The organism is Amycolatopsis tucumanensis (assembly GCF_021654135.1).
GTDB classification, from domain to species: Bacteria; Actinomycetota; Actinomycetes; order Mycobacteriales; family Pseudonocardiaceae; genus Amycolatopsis_E; species Amycolatopsis_E tucumanensis.
The window spans coordinates 84,907-102,134 of the sequence record NZ_JAKGSD010000004.1 but is presented as its reverse complement, the minus strand read 5'-3'; the positions used below and the strand labels follow the sequence as shown (position 1 = coordinate 102,134).

Annotated in this window: 17 protein-coding genes and 1 tRNA gene; 6 read left to right on the top strand and 12 right to left on the bottom strand. The window is 70.5% G+C overall.

What is annotated here, in order from left to right; genetic code table 11:
• Positions 1 to 7: 7 nt before the first annotated feature.
• Both L2C96_RS06785 and L2C96_RS06780 read right to left on the bottom strand, forming a co-directional pair.
• A complete protein-coding gene (locus L2C96_RS06785) occupies positions 8 to 334 on the bottom strand; it encodes a PilZ domain-containing protein (RefSeq protein ID WP_237335573.1) in 327 nt (108 codons plus the stop codon).
• A gap of 18 nt (positions 335 to 352) precedes the next feature.
• Complete coding sequence (locus L2C96_RS06780) at positions 353 to 1,150, bottom strand: nucleotidyltransferase domain-containing protein (protein WP_237335572.1); 798 nt, start codon at positions 1,148 to 1,150, stop codon at positions 353 to 355.
• Here L2C96_RS06780 and L2C96_RS45305 point away from each other — a divergent pair.
• Positions 1,089 to 1,484, top strand: a complete 396-nt coding sequence (locus L2C96_RS45305; protein ID WP_372491174.1) for a HEAT repeat domain-containing protein — start codon at positions 1,089 to 1,091, stop codon at positions 1,482 to 1,484. The two genes, L2C96_RS06780 and L2C96_RS45305, sit on opposite strands and share 62 nt — an antisense overlap.
• A 796-nt stretch (positions 1,485 to 2,280) precedes the next feature.
• On the opposite strand, the gene L2C96_RS06775 is transcribed toward L2C96_RS45305, so the two are convergent.
• Positions 2,281 to 2,351 (bottom strand) — tRNA-Gly (locus L2C96_RS06775).
• Between the two features lie 102 nt (positions 2,352 to 2,453).
• Here L2C96_RS06775 and L2C96_RS06770 point away from each other — a divergent pair.
• Together L2C96_RS06770 and dcd are read left to right on the top strand one after the other, a co-directional pair.
• Positions 2,454 to 3,671, top strand: a complete 1,218-nt coding sequence (locus L2C96_RS06770; RefSeq protein ID WP_237335571.1) for an oxygenase MpaB family protein — start codon at positions 2,454 to 2,456, stop codon at positions 3,669 to 3,671.
• Between the two features lie 335 nt (positions 3,672 to 4,006).
• Positions 4,007 to 4,588 carry a dCTP deaminase gene (gene dcd / locus L2C96_RS06765; protein WP_020418351.1) on the top strand — a complete coding sequence of 194 codons (582 nt, stop codon included), beginning with the start codon at positions 4,007 to 4,009 and terminating at the stop codon, positions 4,586 to 4,588.
• On the opposite strand, the gene L2C96_RS06760 is transcribed toward dcd, so the two are convergent.
• Positions 4,585 to 5,301 carry a nucleotidyltransferase domain-containing protein gene (locus L2C96_RS06760; RefSeq protein ID WP_237335570.1) on the bottom strand — a complete coding sequence of 239 codons (717 nt, stop codon included), beginning with the start codon at positions 5,299 to 5,301 and terminating at the stop codon, positions 4,585 to 4,587. The genes dcd and L2C96_RS06760 overlap by 4 nt on opposite strands.
• A 115-nt stretch (positions 5,302 to 5,416) precedes the next feature.
• Between L2C96_RS06760 and L2C96_RS06755 the strand changes: the two genes are divergently transcribed.
• Positions 5,417 to 6,838, top strand: coding sequence for a sugar porter family MFS transporter (locus tag L2C96_RS06755; RefSeq protein ID WP_237335569.1), 1,422 nt, complete (start codon positions 5,417 to 5,419; stop codon positions 6,836 to 6,838).
• On the opposite strand, the gene L2C96_RS06750 is transcribed toward L2C96_RS06755, so the two are convergent.
• The 7 genes from L2C96_RS06750 to L2C96_RS06720 all read right to left on the bottom strand — a co-directional run bounded on the left by L2C96_RS06750 (position 6,831) and on the right by L2C96_RS06720 (position 15,114).
• Positions 6,831 to 8,444 (bottom strand): acyl-CoA dehydrogenase family protein, encoded by a 1,614-nt coding sequence (locus L2C96_RS06750; RefSeq protein WP_237335568.1) that lies wholly within the window; start codon positions 8,442 to 8,444, stop codon positions 6,831 to 6,833. The genes L2C96_RS06755 and L2C96_RS06750 overlap by 8 nt on opposite strands.
• The gene (locus tag L2C96_RS06745) at positions 8,437 to 9,033 is read right to left on the bottom strand and encodes a TetR/AcrR family transcriptional regulator (RefSeq protein WP_237335567.1); all 597 of its coding nucleotides are present in this window, start codon (positions 9,031 to 9,033) and stop codon (positions 8,437 to 8,439) included. The genes L2C96_RS06750 and L2C96_RS06745 overlap by 8 nt, the downstream gene beginning before the upstream one ends.
• 29 nt (positions 9,034 to 9,062) lie before the next feature.
• Positions 9,063 to 9,932 carry a serine hydrolase gene (locus L2C96_RS06740; protein WP_235716128.1) on the bottom strand — a complete coding sequence of 290 codons (870 nt, stop codon included), beginning with the start codon at positions 9,930 to 9,932 and terminating at the stop codon, positions 9,063 to 9,065.
• Between the two features lie 54 nt (positions 9,933 to 9,986).
• Positions 9,987 to 10,604, bottom strand: coding sequence for a hypothetical protein (locus tag L2C96_RS06735; RefSeq protein ID WP_237335566.1), 618 nt, complete (start codon positions 10,602 to 10,604; stop codon positions 9,987 to 9,989).
• 23 nt (positions 10,605 to 10,627) lie between these two features.
• Positions 10,628 to 11,632: a cation diffusion facilitator family transporter gene (locus L2C96_RS06730; protein WP_237335565.1), complete on the bottom strand. Its 1,005-nt coding sequence runs from the start codon at positions 11,630 to 11,632 to the stop codon at positions 10,628 to 10,630.
• Between the two features lie 20 nt (positions 11,633 to 11,652).
• A complete protein-coding gene (locus L2C96_RS06725; protein WP_020418358.1) occupies positions 11,653 to 12,366 on the bottom strand; it encodes a DUF742 domain-containing protein in 714 nt (237 codons plus the stop codon).
• 462 nt (positions 12,367 to 12,828) lie between these two features.
• Complete coding sequence (locus L2C96_RS06720; protein ID WP_237335564.1) at positions 12,829 to 15,114, bottom strand: (Fe-S)-binding protein; 2,286 nt, start codon at positions 15,112 to 15,114, stop codon at positions 12,829 to 12,831.
• A gap of 147 nt (positions 15,115 to 15,261) precedes the next feature.
• On the opposite strand from L2C96_RS06720, the gene L2C96_RS06715 reads away from it, so the two are divergent.
• Positions 15,262 to 15,585 carry a DMT family transporter gene (locus tag L2C96_RS06715; RefSeq protein ID WP_020418360.1) on the top strand — a complete coding sequence of 108 codons (324 nt, stop codon included), beginning with the start codon at positions 15,262 to 15,264 and terminating at the stop codon, positions 15,583 to 15,585.
• Positions 15,582 to 16,142 (top strand): TetR/AcrR family transcriptional regulator, encoded by a 561-nt coding sequence (locus L2C96_RS06710; RefSeq protein ID WP_020418361.1) that lies wholly within the window; start codon positions 15,582 to 15,584, stop codon positions 16,140 to 16,142. The genes L2C96_RS06715 and L2C96_RS06710 overlap by 4 nt, the downstream gene beginning before the upstream one ends.
• Positions 16,143 to 16,642: 500 nt before the next feature.
• Here L2C96_RS06710 and L2C96_RS06705 read toward each other — a convergent pair whose 3' ends face one another.
• Positions 16,643 to 17,185, bottom strand: a complete 543-nt coding sequence (locus L2C96_RS06705) for a YbhB/YbcL family Raf kinase inhibitor-like protein (protein ID WP_237335563.1) — start codon at positions 17,183 to 17,185, stop codon at positions 16,643 to 16,645.
• Between the last annotated feature and the right edge of the window lie 43 nt (positions 17,186 to 17,228).

Below are 17,228 nucleotides of genomic sequence, written 5' to 3'. Positions count from 1 at the left end.
GACGCCGCTAAGCCCGCACTTCCTCGACGTGGAAGTAGCCGACCGGCTTGGGCCCCTCGCTGACCACGACCACCGTCCCGGGCGCGATGCGGTACGGGCCCGAGTTCTCCACGGCCAGCCAGCGCGCCTCGGCCGGCGTGACCAGCGCCCCGGCGACGAGGTTCCGGAGCACGAAGGACGCGAGACCCGAGTGGGCGGTGTGCGGGGGCACGAAGGCGTTGGCCGCGTAGAAGTCGGGGCGCGGTGGGCCGGTTTGACGACCGCCCTGCTCCGGGGTGAGCCACACGACCCGTCCGCGGAACGGGAAGGGCTCGTCGGCCGGCTGGTTCACCACGGGCGTCAGTATGCCGCGTCAGGGCCGGGGCGCCCGTTCGCCGTGGGTGGCGGTGTATTCGGCGGCGAGCCAAGGGCCGAGGTCGTCGATCAGCATCGCCAGGATCGCGGGATCGGCGGTGGGTTCGCGAGCGGTCTGGGCAGCGGTGCGCATCTGCTCGAGCCGCTCGGGGTAGTAGCGCCCGAACAGCTCGGCGGAGCGGGCGAGGTCGCTCGTCCAGCCGCCCCAGCGGGGCATGACCAGGGTGAACCCGGTCCGCACGAGGCGCCGCGCCACCGAGCGGCTCAGGGTGCGGCGTTCGTGGTCCCTCGCCGTCTGGGCGCGCTCGCGCCAACCCGGGAGCAGCGTTCCAAGGTCACCGTTCGTCTCACGCGCGAGCAGCGAGGTGGGGCGATAGCGGGGCAGGTGCTCGGCGAGGTCGTCGCCCAGGAGCGGCGTGCACAGGCAGGCGACGAAGAAGCCGCCGTCGTGGCGCTCGGCGTCGCTGAGGAGCGTGCGGGCACTGGCGAGTTGAATGCCGACGCCGTTGATCTGGGGAAACTCGCGGTCGAGGGCGCCCTCGATCCGCCTGGCATCGGCGCGATCGGCGTCGGTGGGCTCGTCGTGGAGGGCGAGCAGGACGTCGAGGTCGGAAACCCCGGGGACGGCGGTGCCACGCGGGATGCTGCCGTAGAGGTAAGCGCTGTGCAGGCGAGCGAAAGTCCCAGCGACGTGCACCCGCAGAGCCTCGACGACGGGGGCGAACTCGGCGGAGATTCTCTCCAAAGAGCCTTCGCGCGCGATCGTCCCGTCCGCCGCCAGCCCACGATCATCCACCCGATCACTGTGCCCGGTTCCGCACAGCCGCGGTGCGTGGCGCAAGTACACGAGGCTGGCCTACCGGCAACACCAAACAGAGGCCTTCGGCAAGTACGTCGAAAAGCTGATTGCCGCGTTCGAGGACGAGCGTGACGACCACGGCTTACGCCGCTGGCTACTCGAACTCATCGGTGAAGCTCGGTCGCCGCTGACCTTGCCCACCCTCGCCGAGCAGCTTTACAGCGAGGATGAGTCGTTGCGATCCCTGGCTGTCAGGGGCTTGGAGCAGCTCGGCACCCCGCCCGCCCGGCAAGAGCTGTGGAAAGCCCGAGCGAATGGCAGTGTTCCCTGACCAAAGGCTCCCTACCGACCGGATGGTGCCGGCCGGTTTGGCTGCCCTCGGCGCGCCCGCGAAGAGATCACCTCCCCTGATCCCCGACGGGGCGCCGGGGTCTGGGGCGGAGCCTTGGCCTCCGGGAGGCGCCCTGTCGCTCTGGCGGCGCAGGTCCGAGGAATGCCAAGATGGCGGCATGACGATCTTCCGAAAGGACGATGCCGCGTAGGTCCGCAGGCGCGGTACGTGCCACGCTCCCCAGCCGCCCACGCCGTTACCGGCCGTCGCAGATTCGGGGTCTGTCTCCGGCAGTCCGTGATTACATCGCACGGGTTGAGCCTTCGCCCGGCTGGACAGCTCGGATGCTCGAGGAGTGGCGCGAGGCCGCTCGACACGGCTGGCCGGGTACCGACCACTCCGATTGCTGCGAGATGCCGTACTGCCGATCGGAGCTGGACGAGATCATCTGGGACCTACCTGCGTTCGCAGCCGACCGCTTAAGACGCCTCGTCGACCCGCTGGACCGTGAATACGCGAAGCGCACCCTGCCGTATCCGCTCGCGCCTCTCGGGTTGGCCTGGTGGTACCGGCGATGCCCCGACATCGACCTTCGCTGGCCGACTGGGATGTCGTAGGAGGAAGCGGGCCAGGCGAAGACCGGAACCTCGACCAAGGATCTGATGGCCCGGACGGCGACGAGCCCGGCGCGCCGGCCCCTAATGGCCCGCTGATGCCACGCGACCACAGTTGATCAAGAAACGACGAAGGCCCAGGTCCGGAGTAGACACCCGCTGACCTGGGCCTTCGCGCGAAGAGCGGATGACGGGAATCGAACCCGCGTTCTCAGCTTGGGAAGCTGATGTTCTACCATTGAACTACATCCGCAGCGACGCACAGCATACACAAACGTCGCCCCCTGGTGAGAGCACCCCCTTGACTCTGTGGGTCGCAAGTGACAACACTCGTTGTCGAGAGGGTGGTGGGTGCATGGACGAGCGACTGCCGGATCCCGAGTTGTTCCGCCGTGGGGGTTTCAGCCTCGCGGCCAAGGTCTTCGTCAAGCACGACATCCGCGCCACCGAGCGCCAGGTGCGCCGCTTCCGGGAGTTCGCCCAGGTGCAGGACCCGAGGGCCGACGCGGTCGTCGCGCTGTTCCGTCGTCTTCCGAAGAACCGCGGGCGGCAGCTGTTCGAACAGGCGCTCGCCGACGGCATCCACAGCTTGGACAACCCGCCGCCGGAACTCGTCGACTTCTTCGAGCACGTCGAGGCCACCCCGTACTGGGTCGACCCCGCCCGGCTCGACCGGGGCGCGCGGGCCATCATCCGCACCGGCGTGCTCGGCCTCTTCCCGCTCGGCGACATGTCCCTCATGGGCGGCTACCTCGCCTCGCGCGCGACGAAGGCCCTCGTCGCCACCGGGGAGATCGAACGGATGGCCAGCCAGCGCCTCGTGGAGACCGCGGCTTGGTGGATGGACGTCACCACCCCGGGCGCGCTGGCCATGCACGGCACGGGCTACGCCTCCGCCCTGCGCGTCCGCCTCGTGCACGCCCACGTCCGCGCCGCCCTGAACCGCCGCCCCGACTGGGACTACGACGAGTGGGACAAGCCGGTCAACCAGGTCCAGACCGCCGGCACGCTGCTCCTGTTCTCCCTCGTCTTCGTCTACGGCACCCGGCTGCTCGGCATCCGCTACAGCGACCGCGAACGCGCCGACATCCTGCACCTCTGGCGCTACGTCGGCTGGCTGCTCGGCGTCGACGAGGAGCTCCTGCCCGCCACAGAAGACGACGCCTGGCGCCTGTTCTGGCTACTCGCGTCCACCGAGTTCATCCCCGACGAGGACAGCAAACGCCTCGCCCGCGCCCTGCTCGAAACGCACGCGGCGATCGGCGACGGGCGCGGCGCCGTCGGCAAGGTCCTCTCCCACGTCTCGGTCGCCGTGCACTCCTCCATCAGCCGCCTGGTGCTGGGCAAGTCCAACGCCGACTTCCTGGAGATCCCCAACGACCCGATCGCACAGGGCGCCATCCTCGCGGTGGCCGCGGGCAACTTCGCCGCCGAGACCGCGCGCCGCTTCATCCCGGGCGCGACGGCGCTGCAGGAGTACCTCGGCACCCTCGAACGCCGCCGCTACGTCGACCGCCTCGGCAAGATCTTCAAACTCGATCCCACCTACGCCCGCCACATGAAGGCGGCCTAGCTAGGGTTGGTGCGAGTAGAGGGAGGCCCTCCGGTCGAAGTGGATGTTGCGACCTCCCCACCAGCCGCCTGGAGGTCTTCGCCGGTCGCGTCGGAGCGGAGAGCGAAGCCAGGTGGCAGGACATCACTTCCCTCCTCACCGCAGCCCGCACCGCCTTGCGCCAGCAGTGCCACTCGGCCCTCGCCGGCGAGCTGAGCCTGGGTTTCAACTGACCTCGGGCGCAACCGATATCAAATGGGGCGGCAGCTAGCTTTCCTGACCTCGCCAACTTGTGTAGGCAGGCTGGCCATGATGGCCTGACTGGCTTGCCTAGGCAGGCTAGCTAAGGTGAAGCCGTGCTGCTCAGTGACCGCGACCTCCGCAAAGAGCTCGAAGCCGGCCGTCTCGGCATCGACCCCTTCGACCCGGCGATGCTCCAGCCGTCCAGCATCGACGTGCGGCTGGACCGGTTCTTCCGCGTGTTCAACAACAGCCAGTACACCCACATCGACCCCAAGCTCCAGCAGGACGAGCTGACGTCGCTGGTCGAGAAGGACGGCGAGGACGCCTTCGTCCTCCACCCGGGTGAGTTCGTGCTCGCCTCGACGTTCGAGCTGGTCACGCTGCCCGACGACCTCGCGGGCCGCCTCGAGGGCAAGTCCTCCCTCGGCCGCCTCGGGCTGCTCACGCACTCCACCGCCGGCTTCATCGACCCCGGCTTCACCGGCCACATCACGCTGGAGCTGTCCAACGTCGCGAACCTGCCGATCACTCTGTGGCCGGGCATGAAGATCGGCCAGCTGTGCCTGTTCCGGCTCACCAGCCCGGCCGAGAACCCGTACGGCTCGGCCGCCGTCGGCTCCCGCTACCAGGGCCAGCGCGGCCCGACGCCGTCGCGCGCCCACCTGAACTTCCACATCGCCGACACCAACCGCTAAAGCCCGAGCAGCTCACGGGCCCGCCGGGCGGCTTCCACCAGGTCCCCGGTGATCAGCGAGTCGACCCCCCGCAGGCCGGCGCGGTCGAGCAGGCGCTTCTCGTTCAGAACCCACTCGCCGCGCTCGGCCAGCACCGCGTGCCCGGCCTGCATCGCCGCCGTGGCGAGCGCGCCCGCGAACTCCGCCACCTGCCCGCGCGGCGCGTAGTTGTGTTCGGCGTAGGTCAGTGTCAGCGACGCCCGCTCGCGCCAGACGGCGGGCGCCGACTTCCGCAGCGCCTCCGGGAACTCGACCTCGGGCAGTGAACCGCGCAGCACCCGGTTCACCGCCAGCTCGGCGACGACCAGGTAACTCGGGATCCCGGCCAGGTGGAACATCAGCGGCTCCCAGTGGAACCGGCCCGCCCGCGCCTCGGCCAGCTCGTGCTCGACCACGTCCAGGTCGCGGTAGTGGACGTCGGCCCGGCGCCCGTCGATCGTCAGCCACGCGCCACCGTTGAACACGCCGCCGCCCCAGCCGCCGATCTCGGACACCTCACCCGGCCAGCCCAGCGCACGCAGGTCGGCGGGGTCGAAGCGCCCGCGGTAGTAGATCGCGAAGTCCCAGTCGCTGTCTGGGCGCGCAGTGCCCGTCGCCCGTGAGCCGCCCAGCGTCGCGGCCTGGACGCCGGGCAGGCCGGCCAGTCGCTCGGCCACCTCGTCTTCGAAGGTCATGCGTCCAAACTCCCATGATCGGGTGGTCCATGTCACCCGGTGGTCCGGCATGGACTGGACCATTTTGTAGGTTGCTCCGAATGGAGGAAACACCTCAGGCAAAGGAGCACGGGTCGTGAGTTCGACGACGACCGGGGAGCGAGCCGGTCAGCAACATCTCGCCCATGTCGTGTTCATCGCCGGCGCGGCCGCGGTCGGCGGGTTCCTGTTCGGGTACGACAGCTCGAACATCAACGGTGCCGTCCTCGGCATCCAGCGGCACTTCGAGGTCGGTGACGGGGTGACCGGGCTGACCGTGTCGAGCGCGCTGATCGGTTCGGCCGTCGGCGCCTGGTTCGGCGGGCTGCTGTCCGACCGGATCGGCCGCATCCGGACCATGCAGCTCGCGGCGGTCCTGTTCCTGGTCAGCGCCCTCGGAGCGATGTTCCCGTTCAGCGTGTGGGACCTGGCGATCTGGCGCGTGGTCGGCGGCATCGCGATCGGTGTCGCGTCCGTGATCGGCCCGGCCTACATCGCCGAGGTCGCGCCGCCCGCCTACCGCGGCAGGCTCGCCTCGCTGCAACAGCTGGCGATCGTCCTCGGCATCGGGGTGTCCGCGCTGGTCAACTGGGTCATCAAGGCCCTCGCGCCGATCGGGGCGGACGGCGCGCACGACCTCAACGGCAACCTCGGCGGCATCGAGCCGTGGCAGTGGATGCTGGGCGCCGCGGCGGTGCCCGCGGTGATCTACTTCGTGCTCGCCTCGATCATCCCCGAGTCCCCGCACTTCCTGCTGGCCAACGGCAAGATCGAGCGGGCCCGCAAGGTGCTGCGCGAGGTCGAGGGCGGTGACGTCGACGCCAAGCTCGAAGACATCCGCCGCAGCCTGAAGACCGAGAAGCGGTCCCGGGTCCGCGACCTCGCCGGCGGCCGGTTCGGGCTGCTGCCGATCGTGTGGGTGGGCATCGCGCTGGCGGTGTTCCAGCAGTTCGTCGGCATCAACGTGATCTTCTACTACAGCGACACGCTGTGGCACTCGGTCGGCCAGAACACCGACTCGCTGCTGATCTCGATGGTCAGCCCGGTCATCAACATCATCGGCACGTTCATCGCGATCGCCTTCATCGACAAGGTCGGCCGCAAGCCGCTGCTGCTGATCGGCTCGGTCGGCATGCTCGTCGGCCTCGGCGTGGCGGCGATCGCGTTCGGCAACGCGCAGACCGTCGGCGGCGAGCTCAGCCTGCCGGGCGCCTGGGGCCCGATCGCGCTGGTGTTCGCGAACCTGTTCGTGATCTCCTTCGCGATGTCGTGGGGCGTGATCCTGTGGGTCATGCTCGGCGAGATGTTCCCGCTGCGCATCCGCGGCGCCGCGCTGGCCGTGGGCACCGCGGCGAACTGGGTCGCCAACTGGGCGGTCACGGTCAGCTTCCCGAGCATGGCCGACTGGAACCTGTCGATCACCTACTGGATCTACGCGGCGTTCGCGCTGCTGTCGATCCCGTTCGCGCTGCGCTTCGTCCGCGAGACCAAGGGCACCGCGATCGAGGACGTCAGCTGACGAACGCCCGCTCGATGATGGCCCTGGTGTCGGCGCCCGCGGGCAGCGTGCCGAACGCGATGCCCCAGTCGCCGCCGAGGCGGGACGCGCAGAACGCGTCCGCGATCGCCTTGGGCGCGAAGCGCACCAGCAGCGAGCCCTGCAGCACCAGGGCCATCATCTCGGCCAGCCGCCGCGCCCGGTACTGGAGGTCCTCCAGGTCGGACAGCTCCTTGCGCACCCGCGCGATCGCGTCGTCCAGCCGGGCGTCGGCGCCCGCGGCGAGGTCGAGTTCGGCGAAGAACGCCTCCACCGACTCCGGCTGCTTGCCCATGGCGCGCAGGGAATCCAGCGCCGCGACGTTGCCGGAACCCTCCCAGATGGACAGCAGCGGCGCCTCGCGGTAGAGCCGCGGCATGCCGGAGTCCTCGACGTAACCGTTGCCGCCCAGGCATTCCAGCGCCTCGGCGGTGTGCGCGGGGCCGCGCTTGCACACCCAGTACTTCGTGACCGCGAGCGCCAGCCGCCGGAACGCCTGCTGGTCCGGGTTCGCGGTCGCGCCGGCCAGCCGCAGCGCGACGGTGGTGGCCGCCTCGGACTCGACGACCAGGTCCGCCAGCACGTTCGCCATCGCGGGCTGGTCCACCAGGTTCGCGCCGAACGCCTTGCGGTGCCGCGCGTGGTGCACGGCCTGCACGACGCCTTGGCGCATCAGCGAAGTGCTGCCGAGGACGCAGTCGAGGCGGGTGTTGTTGACCATCTCGATGATGGTCGGCACGCCGCGGCCCTCCTCGCCGACGAGCCAGCCGACCGCGCCGTCGTACTCGATCTCGGACGAGGCGTTGGACTTGTTGCCCAGCTTGTCCTTGAGGCGCTGGAAGAAGATGCGGTTGCGGGAGCCGTCGGGCAGCACGCGCGGCAGCAGGAAGCAGGACAGGCCGCCGGGCGCCTGGGCGAGCGTGAGGAACATGTCGGACATCGGCGCCGACGTGAACCACTTGTGGCCGGTCAGCACGTACGTGCCGTCACCCGCGGGACGCGCGGTGGTGGTGTTCGCGCGGACGTCGGAACCGCCCTGCTTCTCGGTCATCGACATGCCGGCGATCAGGCCGCGCTTGGTGGCCGGGACGCGCAGGCCGTAGTCGTACTCGGTGGCGGCGAGCAGCGGCTCGTAGGCGGCCGCCAGCTCGGGGTTGTGGCGCAGCGTCGGGACCGCGGCGTAGGTCATCGAGATCGGGCAGATGTGGCCGCCCTCGGCCTGGTTCCAGACCAGCACCTTGGCGGCGCGCGCGACGTGCGCGCCTTCGCGGTCGTCACGCCAGGGGGTGGCGTGCAGGCCGTGGCCGACGGCGACGGTCATCAGCTCGTGCCAGTAGGGGTGGAACTCGACCTCGTCGACGCGGTTGCCGTAGCGGTCGTGGGTGTGCAGCTTCGGCGGGTTCTCGTTGGCGACGCGGCCCCACTCCTGGCCCTGGGCGCTGCCGGCGAGGCGGCCCAGCTCGTGGACCTCGTCCTCGGCCCAGGCCGCACCTTCGCGGCGGAGGCCGTCGAGGAGGGCCGCGTCGTCGGCGACGTCGTAGTCGACCAGCGGCGGGACCTGGTTCAACACCTCGTGCGTGTCAGGCATCCTTGCCTCCCAGTGCGCGGAAGATGAACGTGCGGAGCGCGCCGACCGCGTTGGCGCTGTCGGTGGTCAGGGGGCCGATGAGCACCTCGGCGGCGCCACCGACCAGTGCGGCCGCGGTGAGGTCGGCGTCCTGCGGCGGCAGCTCGCCGGTGCGGACGCCCTCGCGGACGTGGCGGGCGAGCTCGTCCCGGAAGACGCGCCGGAAGACGATGCGCTCGGCCTCGATCGGGGCGTCGACCGGCTCGGCCAGCAGGGCGTACGCCTGGCGGGGCACCTTGAGCGCGCGCTCGGCGAAGGTCTCGACGATGGCGGCGACGCGCTCGGCGGGGCTGCCGGGCCGCTCCGCGGCCTGCCGGACGGCCTCCACCTCGTGGTTGACGACGTTGCGGAACAGCTCGACGACCAGCTCGGCCTTGCCGGGGAAGTGGCGGTAGACCGTGCCGGTGGCGACGCCGGCCTGCTCCGCGACGGCACTCACGGAGCAGCCCGCGTAGCCACGCTCGGCGAGGATCTCACCGGCGGCGGTCAGGATCGCCTCGCGCTGCGCGTCGAGGCGAGCCTGGACCTGAGGGGTGCGTCGGTAGGGCACGGGAAGAAGTGAAGCACTGATTCAGCGCTTCACGCAAGGGCCTCCCGGTAGACGGCGCGGGTCAGGCCGGTGATCCGGTCCGCGGAGTCCGCCCAGCTCAGCGTGGTCGGTTCGGAGGTGAGGACGACGACGATGCGCCGGTCGCCGTCGGCAGTGCCGCTGGTGTGCATGACCCGGCTGGTCAGGTCCACGTCGCCGCTGGAGGCGACGGCGAGTGCCGACCGGGCCTCGGGCGAGGCGAGCACGCGCTTGGTGTTCTCGGAAACGCACTCCTCGCCCGGGGCCGGTGCCGCGCCGAAGCCGGACCAGCCCTGCTTCACCGCGCCCGGCCGCCGGAGCGCGCTCGGGATGCCGAACGACTGGTCGAACCCGTCGTCGCCGCACTTCGTGAACTGCTCCAGGTTGTCCATGATGAAGTCGCGGAACTTCGGGTGCGCCTCCTCCAGGACGTAGGAGTAGGTCTTCGCGATGTCCGCGGCGCTGACCGCGGTGTAGCCCCACGTGCCGCGCTTCTCGGCGGGCGGCGGCGCGGTGTCGGTGAGACCGATCTTCGCGACCATCCGGTTGACGATCTCCTCCCAGCCGTCGCGCACCCACAGCACACTGGCCGCGTCGTCGTTGCTGGAGCGCAGCATCGGTTCCAGCAGCGCGAGGTCGTCCGCCGGGATCTCGTAGTCCGGTCCGTGCGATTCGAGGTAGTCCAGCGCGATGAACAGCTTCACCAGCGAGGCCGACCGGTACTGCCGGTGTTCGTTCGCGGCATGGACCGCACCGGTTTCACGGTCGAGCACCGTGTACCCGGCGGTCATGCCGTCGGGCAGTTCGGCGGCTTGCGCGGGCACGGCCAGAAGCGCCGTCGACGCCACGAACGCGGCGGCGAGGCTCAGGACTTTACGCACGTCGGTTCCCCACAGATCGATGATCGAATTGGTGAGGCGCACACTATCGCCTCGTCAGGTTTCGACCAGCGGGCGCAGTGCGTTCACCAGATCTTCCTCGCGGGGGCTTTGCAGCATCCGGTAGTCCGGGCGGCCACCGTTGTCCGCGTCGACCGAGCTCGGGCACACGTCCCCGCTCTCCAGGGTGAACTCCGCGACCGGCCGGGAGGTGCGTGCTTCGAACACGCGGTAGGCGTAGGAGGTGCGCAGGAAATCCACCTCGTGGGCTCCGCCGTACGTGCAGGTGGTCGCGACCTCGCCGGCCGAAACGGCGTACTCGCAGACGATCAGCTGCACCGCGGACTCCGGCTCGCCTTCGGCGTCCCACTCGACGGGCACGCGCAGGCTCCACGTGTCGTAGGGCCGGCCGACATCGCCGACGCCATCTCCCGCGTTGACGAAGAGCACGGGGTGCACTCCGCTGCCGCTGTAGGGCGCGGCGCGGTCGGTGTAGGCGTTGGGGTGCCGCACCTCGGCGTCGGGGCGGCCGAGCGGGCACGGGTTCGGCGGGAGCACCGGCGCCGGTTCCGAGGACACCGGCTCGTCCTCGAACAGGGCTTCCCCGTAGAGCGGCAACGTCACGAGGGCCAGCGCGAAGAGCACGGGGAAGACCAGCAGCCACCGACGCGACATTCCGCCCTCCCCAGCCAGGTCACCTACCGCCCGTAGCGTTTCGCGATCTCGCCGTACCGCGCAAGTACCGCGGCGCGCAGCTCGGGATCGCTGCGCGGCACGGGCTCGATGAAGACCTCGGTGACGTCGGAGAACTCGTCGTGCAGCTCGGCGGTGAGGCGGACGCACGCGCGCTCCACGTCCGCCGCCCCGAGCGCGTCGTCGAAGTCCACGCGCGCGCACACCAGGATCTGGTCCGTCCCCAGCAGCATCGTCTGCAGGTCGACCACCGACTCGATCTCGGGCGCCCCGGCCAGGTGCTCGCGGATCCCCCGCAGGACGGGCAGATCCGCCTGCCGCCCGATCAGCAGCCGCAGGTTCGTCCGGCCGAGCACGTACGCCACGACGGCCAGCAGCACGCCGATCAGGATCGACGCGACCCCGTCGTACACGGCGGAACCGGTGACGTGGTGCAGGAACAACCCGGCGAAGGCCAGCACCAGGCCGATCAACGCGGCCGAATCCTCCAGGAACACCGTCTTCGGCGCCGGGTCGTCGATGTAGCGCAGGAACTTCCAGATCGTCCGGTTCTGCTCCGCCGCGCCCCGCCGCACCTGGCGGAACGCCTGCGTCCACGACACCGACTCCAGGACGAACGCCAGCGCCAGCACGACGTACCCGACGATCGGACTGGTCTGCTCCACCGGCTCCCCGAACACCGTCGAGAAACCTTCGTACAGCGCGAAAGTCGCACCGGAGGCGAAGATGGACACCGCCGCGAGCAGCGACCAGAAGTACCGCTCCTTGCCGTACCCGAACGGGTGCACGACATCCGCCGGGCGGCCGGACCGGCGCAGCGCCGTGAGGAGGAGGATCTCGGTGAACGTGTCGGCCACCGAGTGCGCCGCCTCGGAGAGCATCGCCCCCGAACCGGTGATCACGCCGGCCACGGCCTTCATCACGGCGATGGCCAGGTTCACCCCACCCGCCAGCAACACGGTGAGGGTGCTTTCGCCGCCCGCGTCCCGGCGCTCCGGTTCCTCGCTCACCGGCCGATCCTACGAGCGGATCACAGCCGCTGCAGGCCGTCCAGCACGCGCTTCATCAGCTCGAGCGGCGGCCGCCCCTCGGCGGTCCGCTCGATGCCGTGGATGTGCAGCAACCCCAGTTCGGCCATGTCGGACAACAGCACCCTGGCCACGCCGAGCGGGATCGACAGCAGCGCCGCGACCTCCGCCAGCGAGCGCGGGGTGTCGACCACCGCGCGGACCGGCTGGTACTCCGCGCTCAGCGCGGGACCGGTCCACTTCGCGTCGGCGCGGACCGAGACCAGCGTCTCGATCGCCAGCTCGTAGACGGAGTGCGTGCGCCCCTTGGTCAGCACGTACGGCCGCACGCGCAGCCGGTTCTCGTCGTCGGGGTCGAGCAGCTCGGGGGGCTCCGGCTCGGCGGCGGGCGCGGGCTCGGGGCGGGGCCGCGGCGAGGGTTTGAACTCCTCGCGCGGTTCGGGGTCCGGCAACGGTTCGGGCTCCGGTTCGGGCGCGGGCCGCGGCTCGGGTTCACCGAACCGAGCGAGCTGCTTCTCGGTCGGGAACCGCGCGCCTGCGGCCCGTTTGGTCGTCGTGGTCTCGGCGGGGACAGGGCCCGGAGCTTGTGGTTCCGGGCCAGGGGGGTCGGCGTGTTCGCCGGTCAGCTTCCGCAACTGCTTCACGGACGGGAACCGGGCACCGGCGCGCGCGACCACCGGCTCACCGGCCGGTCCGGTCCCGTCGGGTACTCCCATGCTCAGCCCCGTTCGCGCGCGTCAGCATCCTCCGCGGGCAGCGTCGGCAGCGTGACGAACAGGATAACCCGGGTGTCGAGACCCCAACGGGTGGTGACGGTGAAGGCGCCCGCCGTGCGGAACGCGCTGGCGCGGGGTGGAACCCGCGTGCGCGAGGGTGGAACTCGGAGTCAGCGACGCACCCGCCCACGCGCGCGCACCTGCCCCGCGGGCGACAGCGCACCCGACCGGCCGCCCCACCGAGCCGCGCGGCCAGCGACGCACTCACTCCGCAGCGCGGTGGGCGGCAATTCCGCCGCCGGTGGCGGCCCTGCGGGTGGTGACGGTGAAGGCGCCCGCCCAGCCGCACGTCCGCCCCGGCGGGTCGCGCTGCACGCGAGGCACTCCCGTCGAACCGTCCCGCGGGCGGTAACGACGAAGGCCACCCCGCCGCGGCGGGGTGGCCTTCGTGTGCACCGGAAGTTACTTGTCCTCGGTCGGCAGCGGCGTGCCGGTCGACACCTTGTCCGTCGGGGCGTCGGCCTCCAGCGGGTCCGACTCGACGGCCGGCAGCGAGTCCGCACCGGGCGCAGGCGCGGGCTGCGGGCGGCGCTTCACCGCCGACAGCAGCAGCTGCGAGACGTCGACGACCTCGACCTTCTCGCTCGCCTTGCCGTCGTTCTGCCGCGCGGTCACACCGTCGGTGAGCATGACGCGGCAGAACGGGCAGCCGGTCGCGATCTTCGACGGCGCGGTGCCGAGCGCCTCGTCGACGCGCTCGATGTTGATCCGCTTGCCGATCTTCTCTTCCATCCACATGCGGGCGCCACCGGCGCCGCAGCACATCGACCGGTCGCCGTGCCGCGGCATCTCGCGGAACTGCGCCCCCGACGCGCCAACCAGCTCACGCGGCGCCTCGTAGACCTTGTTGTGGCGGCCCAGGTAGCACGGGTCGTGGTAGGTGACGTCGTCGGCGATCGGCGCGACCGGCACCAGCCGCTTCTCCCGCACCAGGCGGTTGAGCAGCTGCGTGTGGTGCACGACCTCGAACTTCCCGCCGAGGTCCGGGTACTCGTTGGCGAGGGTGTTGAAGCAGTGCGCGCAGGTCGCGACGATTTTGCGGCTGCCCGCCTCCCGGCCCTCGAACACCGAGTTCAGCACCTCGACGTTCTGCTGCGCGAGCATCTGGAACAGGAACTCGTTGCCTGCGCGGCGGGCCGGGTCACCGGTGCACGACTCCTCCGGGCCGAGCACGGTGTACTTGACCCCCGCGATGTGCAGCAGCTCGGCCACCGCGCGGGTGGTCTTCTTCGCCCGGTCCTCAAACGCGCCGGCGCAGCCGACCCAGAACAGGTACTCGGTGTCGCCCAGCTCGCCGTCGAACACCGGCACCTCGAAGTCCAGGTCCTCGGCCCAGGCCATCCGGTCCTTGGCGTTCTGGCCCCACGGGTTGCCCTTGTTCTCCAGGTTCTTGAACATCCCGTTCAGCTCGGTCGGGAAGTTCGACTCGATCATCACCTGGTAGCGGCGCATGTCGACGATGTGGTCGACGTGCTCGATGTCCACCGGGCACTGCTCCACGCACGCGCCGCAGGTGGTGCACGACCACAGCACCTCGGGGTCGATCACACCGCCGTCGTCGCCGACCAGCGGGCGCTCGGCCTCGGCCAGCGCCAGCACGTCGATGCCGGCGTACGGGTTCTCGCCGGTCAGGCCGACCTCTTCACCCGTGACGTCCTTCTTGCCGCCGGCGAGCAGGTACGGCGCCTTCGCGTAGGCGTGGTCGCGGAGCTGGGTGATGACCAGCTTCGGCGACAGCGGCTTGCCGGTGTTCCACGCCGGGCACTGCGACTGGCAGCGGCCGCACTCGGTGCAGGTGGTGAAGTCGAGCCAGCCCTTCCAGCTGAAGTCCTCGATCTGGCCGGCGCCGAAGACGTCCTTCTCCGGGTCGGCCTCTTCGAAGTCGAGCGGCTTGCCGCCGCTCATCATCGGCTTCAGGGCGCCCAGCGCGGTGCCGCCGTCGGCCTCGCGCTTGAAGTAGATGTTGAAGAAGGCGCTGAAGCGGTGCCAGGCAACGCCCATGGTGAGCGTCTGGCCGACGATGTAGAGCCAGATCATGCCGGACAGCAGCTTGACCAGCGCGGTGATCGTGACGGCGACCGTGCTGGCGGGCAGGATCTCGGCGAGCGGCTTCGTGACGAAGCTCGTCCACAGCGCCGGGTCCTCGATGCCGCTGGAGATCTTGAACGCCTTCACGCCGAGGATGCCGAGGCCCTCGACGATCACCACGGTCTCGACGAAGTAGGCCTGCTTGAAGTTCGACCCGGCGAAGCGCGACTGCCGGTCGGCGCGGCGCGGGTGGTTCAGCTGGCGGATGATCACCAGCGCGAGACCGCCGACGACGGTGCCGAGGCCGAGCAGTTCGGTGAGCAGCAGCCAGATGCTCCAGTTGCCGATGATCGGCCAGTGGAAGTGCGGGTCGAACGTCTCGCCGTAGGCCTCGAACCAGGACAGCGAGCCGATCAGGAAGCCCCACATGACCAGCCAGTGCCACGGGCCGACGTGGCGGAACTTGTTCATCCGCGTGTGGGCGGCGAACTCCTTGATCAGCGTCATGATGCGCGGCCCGAACGGGCCGTTGCGCGTCGCGTCCGGTTGACCGAGCCGGATGATCCGGACCATCCGGTACACGCCGGTGCCGAACATGATCCAAGCGACGATGCTTACGGCGACGCCGACCACGCCGAGCGTGATCTGCAGTGCACCCATGATCGGGGCCTTTCGTCCGTGATGTGGTGGGTTGGCGGGAGCCTAACCGGATTTACTCATGAGTAACCGATCGGCGCGAGTTGAGTCCCACGAGTGTGGCGTAGGACTCGCTGGATATCGGGACGATCGTACCGGTAGTTTGGCGGGATGGTCGCCTATCTGCTGCTCGCTCTGGCCATCGCGGCCGAGGTCACCGCCACTGTTTCGATGAAGTTGTCCGAGGGCTTCACGAAACTGTGGCCGTCGGTGATCGTCGTGGCCGGGTACCTCGTCGCGTTCGCGGCGCTGGCGAGCGTGCTGAAGCGCGGGATGCCGGTCGGGGTGGCGTACGCGATCTGGGCCGCGGTGGGCGTCGCGGCGGTCGCGATCATCGGCGTGCTGTTCCTGGGCGAGCCGGTGAACCCGACGATCGTCGCCGGGCTGGCGCTGGTCATCGGCGGTGTGGTGCTGATCGAGGTGGGTTCGGCGTGAAGCCCCAGCGCGACGGGCGGCGGGCCCGCGGCGAGAAGCGGCGGCAGGAGATCATCGACGCGACGCTGCGGGTGATCGAGCGGGACGGCGTGGCCGGGGTGACGCACCGGACGGTCGCGGCCGAGGCCGGGGTGCCGACGACGTCCACGACCTACCACTTCGAGACGCTCGACGACCTGCTGATCGCGACCCTGATCGCGTGCGCGCGCGACATGGCGACCGAGGTGTACTGGACGATCGACCGGGCCAGGTCGCGGGGCAGCCGGGGCGCGTCCGAGGTGGCGACGCTGCTCGCGGAGGCGCTGGGCCCGCGGCGGGGCCGGACGATGGCGGAGTACGAGCTGTACCTGCTGGCCGCGCGCCGGCCGGAGCTGCGGCCGGCTGCGCGGCGGTGGCTGGACGTGCTGACCACGATGGTGCGGCCCGACGACCTGGTGGCGCTGCGGGTGTTCCTGGCCGGGATCGACGGGCTGCTGATCCAGGGCCTGATCGACGACGAGCCGCCGACCGCCGAGGAGCTCCGGCCGACCGTGGAGTACCTGCTGAAACCCCGGTGATCAGTGCGGGACCGGCACCGTGTGGGCGACCGCCGCGGTCGCGGTCCCGCGTTCGGCCGCGACCGCCCGCTGGGTGCGTCGCGCCGACCAGCACCGGGTTCCGCAGCAGCCGCAGGTCGACCAGCGGCGCGACCATCCGGCGCTCCACCACCGGGAAGGCGAGCGCCGTGACGGCAAGGCAGACCACGGTGGGCACCGACCACCAGGCCGCGCCTGCGGCACCCTGCCCGACCCGGCCGACGACGACCATCCACCCGCCGCGCGCGAGCGCCATCAGGGCGCACGACACCACGAACAGCCCGAGACCCAGCACGAACATCCGGCGGCCCGAAGACGTCGCCGAGCGCGCCGGACCTCACGATCTCGCGGCCCCGACGAGCGCAGGCGGTGCCGAGCACCCCGCCGGTCTTCACCGCGCTGGTCGTGGACATCCCGCCTCCCGTGGTCCGGCGACCATGGCGGCCGCCGCCACGCGGAACCTCATCCGGGGGTGAAGGGACTCAGCCCTTGTTCTCGTACACCGGCACGACCATCGCGCGCGCCAGCGTCGCCCCGAACATGTTGAAGCCAAGGAACGCGGGCGTCGCCGTCTCGGGGAGGTCCAGGGACTCCACGTTCAGCGCGTGCACGACGAAGAAGTAGCGGTGCGGCCCGTGCCCCGGCGGCGGCGCGGCGCCGAGGAACTGCCGCACGCCACCGTCGTTGGTCACCGTCACGGCGCCGGACGGCAGGCCGGACCCCGACGCGTCCCCGGCGCCCGACGGGAGCGAAGTCACCGAGGCCGGGATGTTGTACACCGCCCAGTGCCAGAACCCGCTGGCCGTCGGGGCGTCCGGGTCGTAGCAGGTCACGGCGAAGCTCTTGGTCTCGGCCGGGAAGCCCTCCCACGCCAGGTGCGGCGACCGGTCCTCGCCGCCCGGGACGCCGAAGATGCCGCTGAGGTGCGGCGCCGCGAGCGTCTCCCCGTCCGCCACGTCATCGCTGCGCACCGTGAAGGCGGGCACCGACGGCAGGAACTCGTACGGATTCGGTGGTTGTGGCATCGATTCCTCCTCGTCACAGAGTGGCCGGTGATCACCCTAGTGC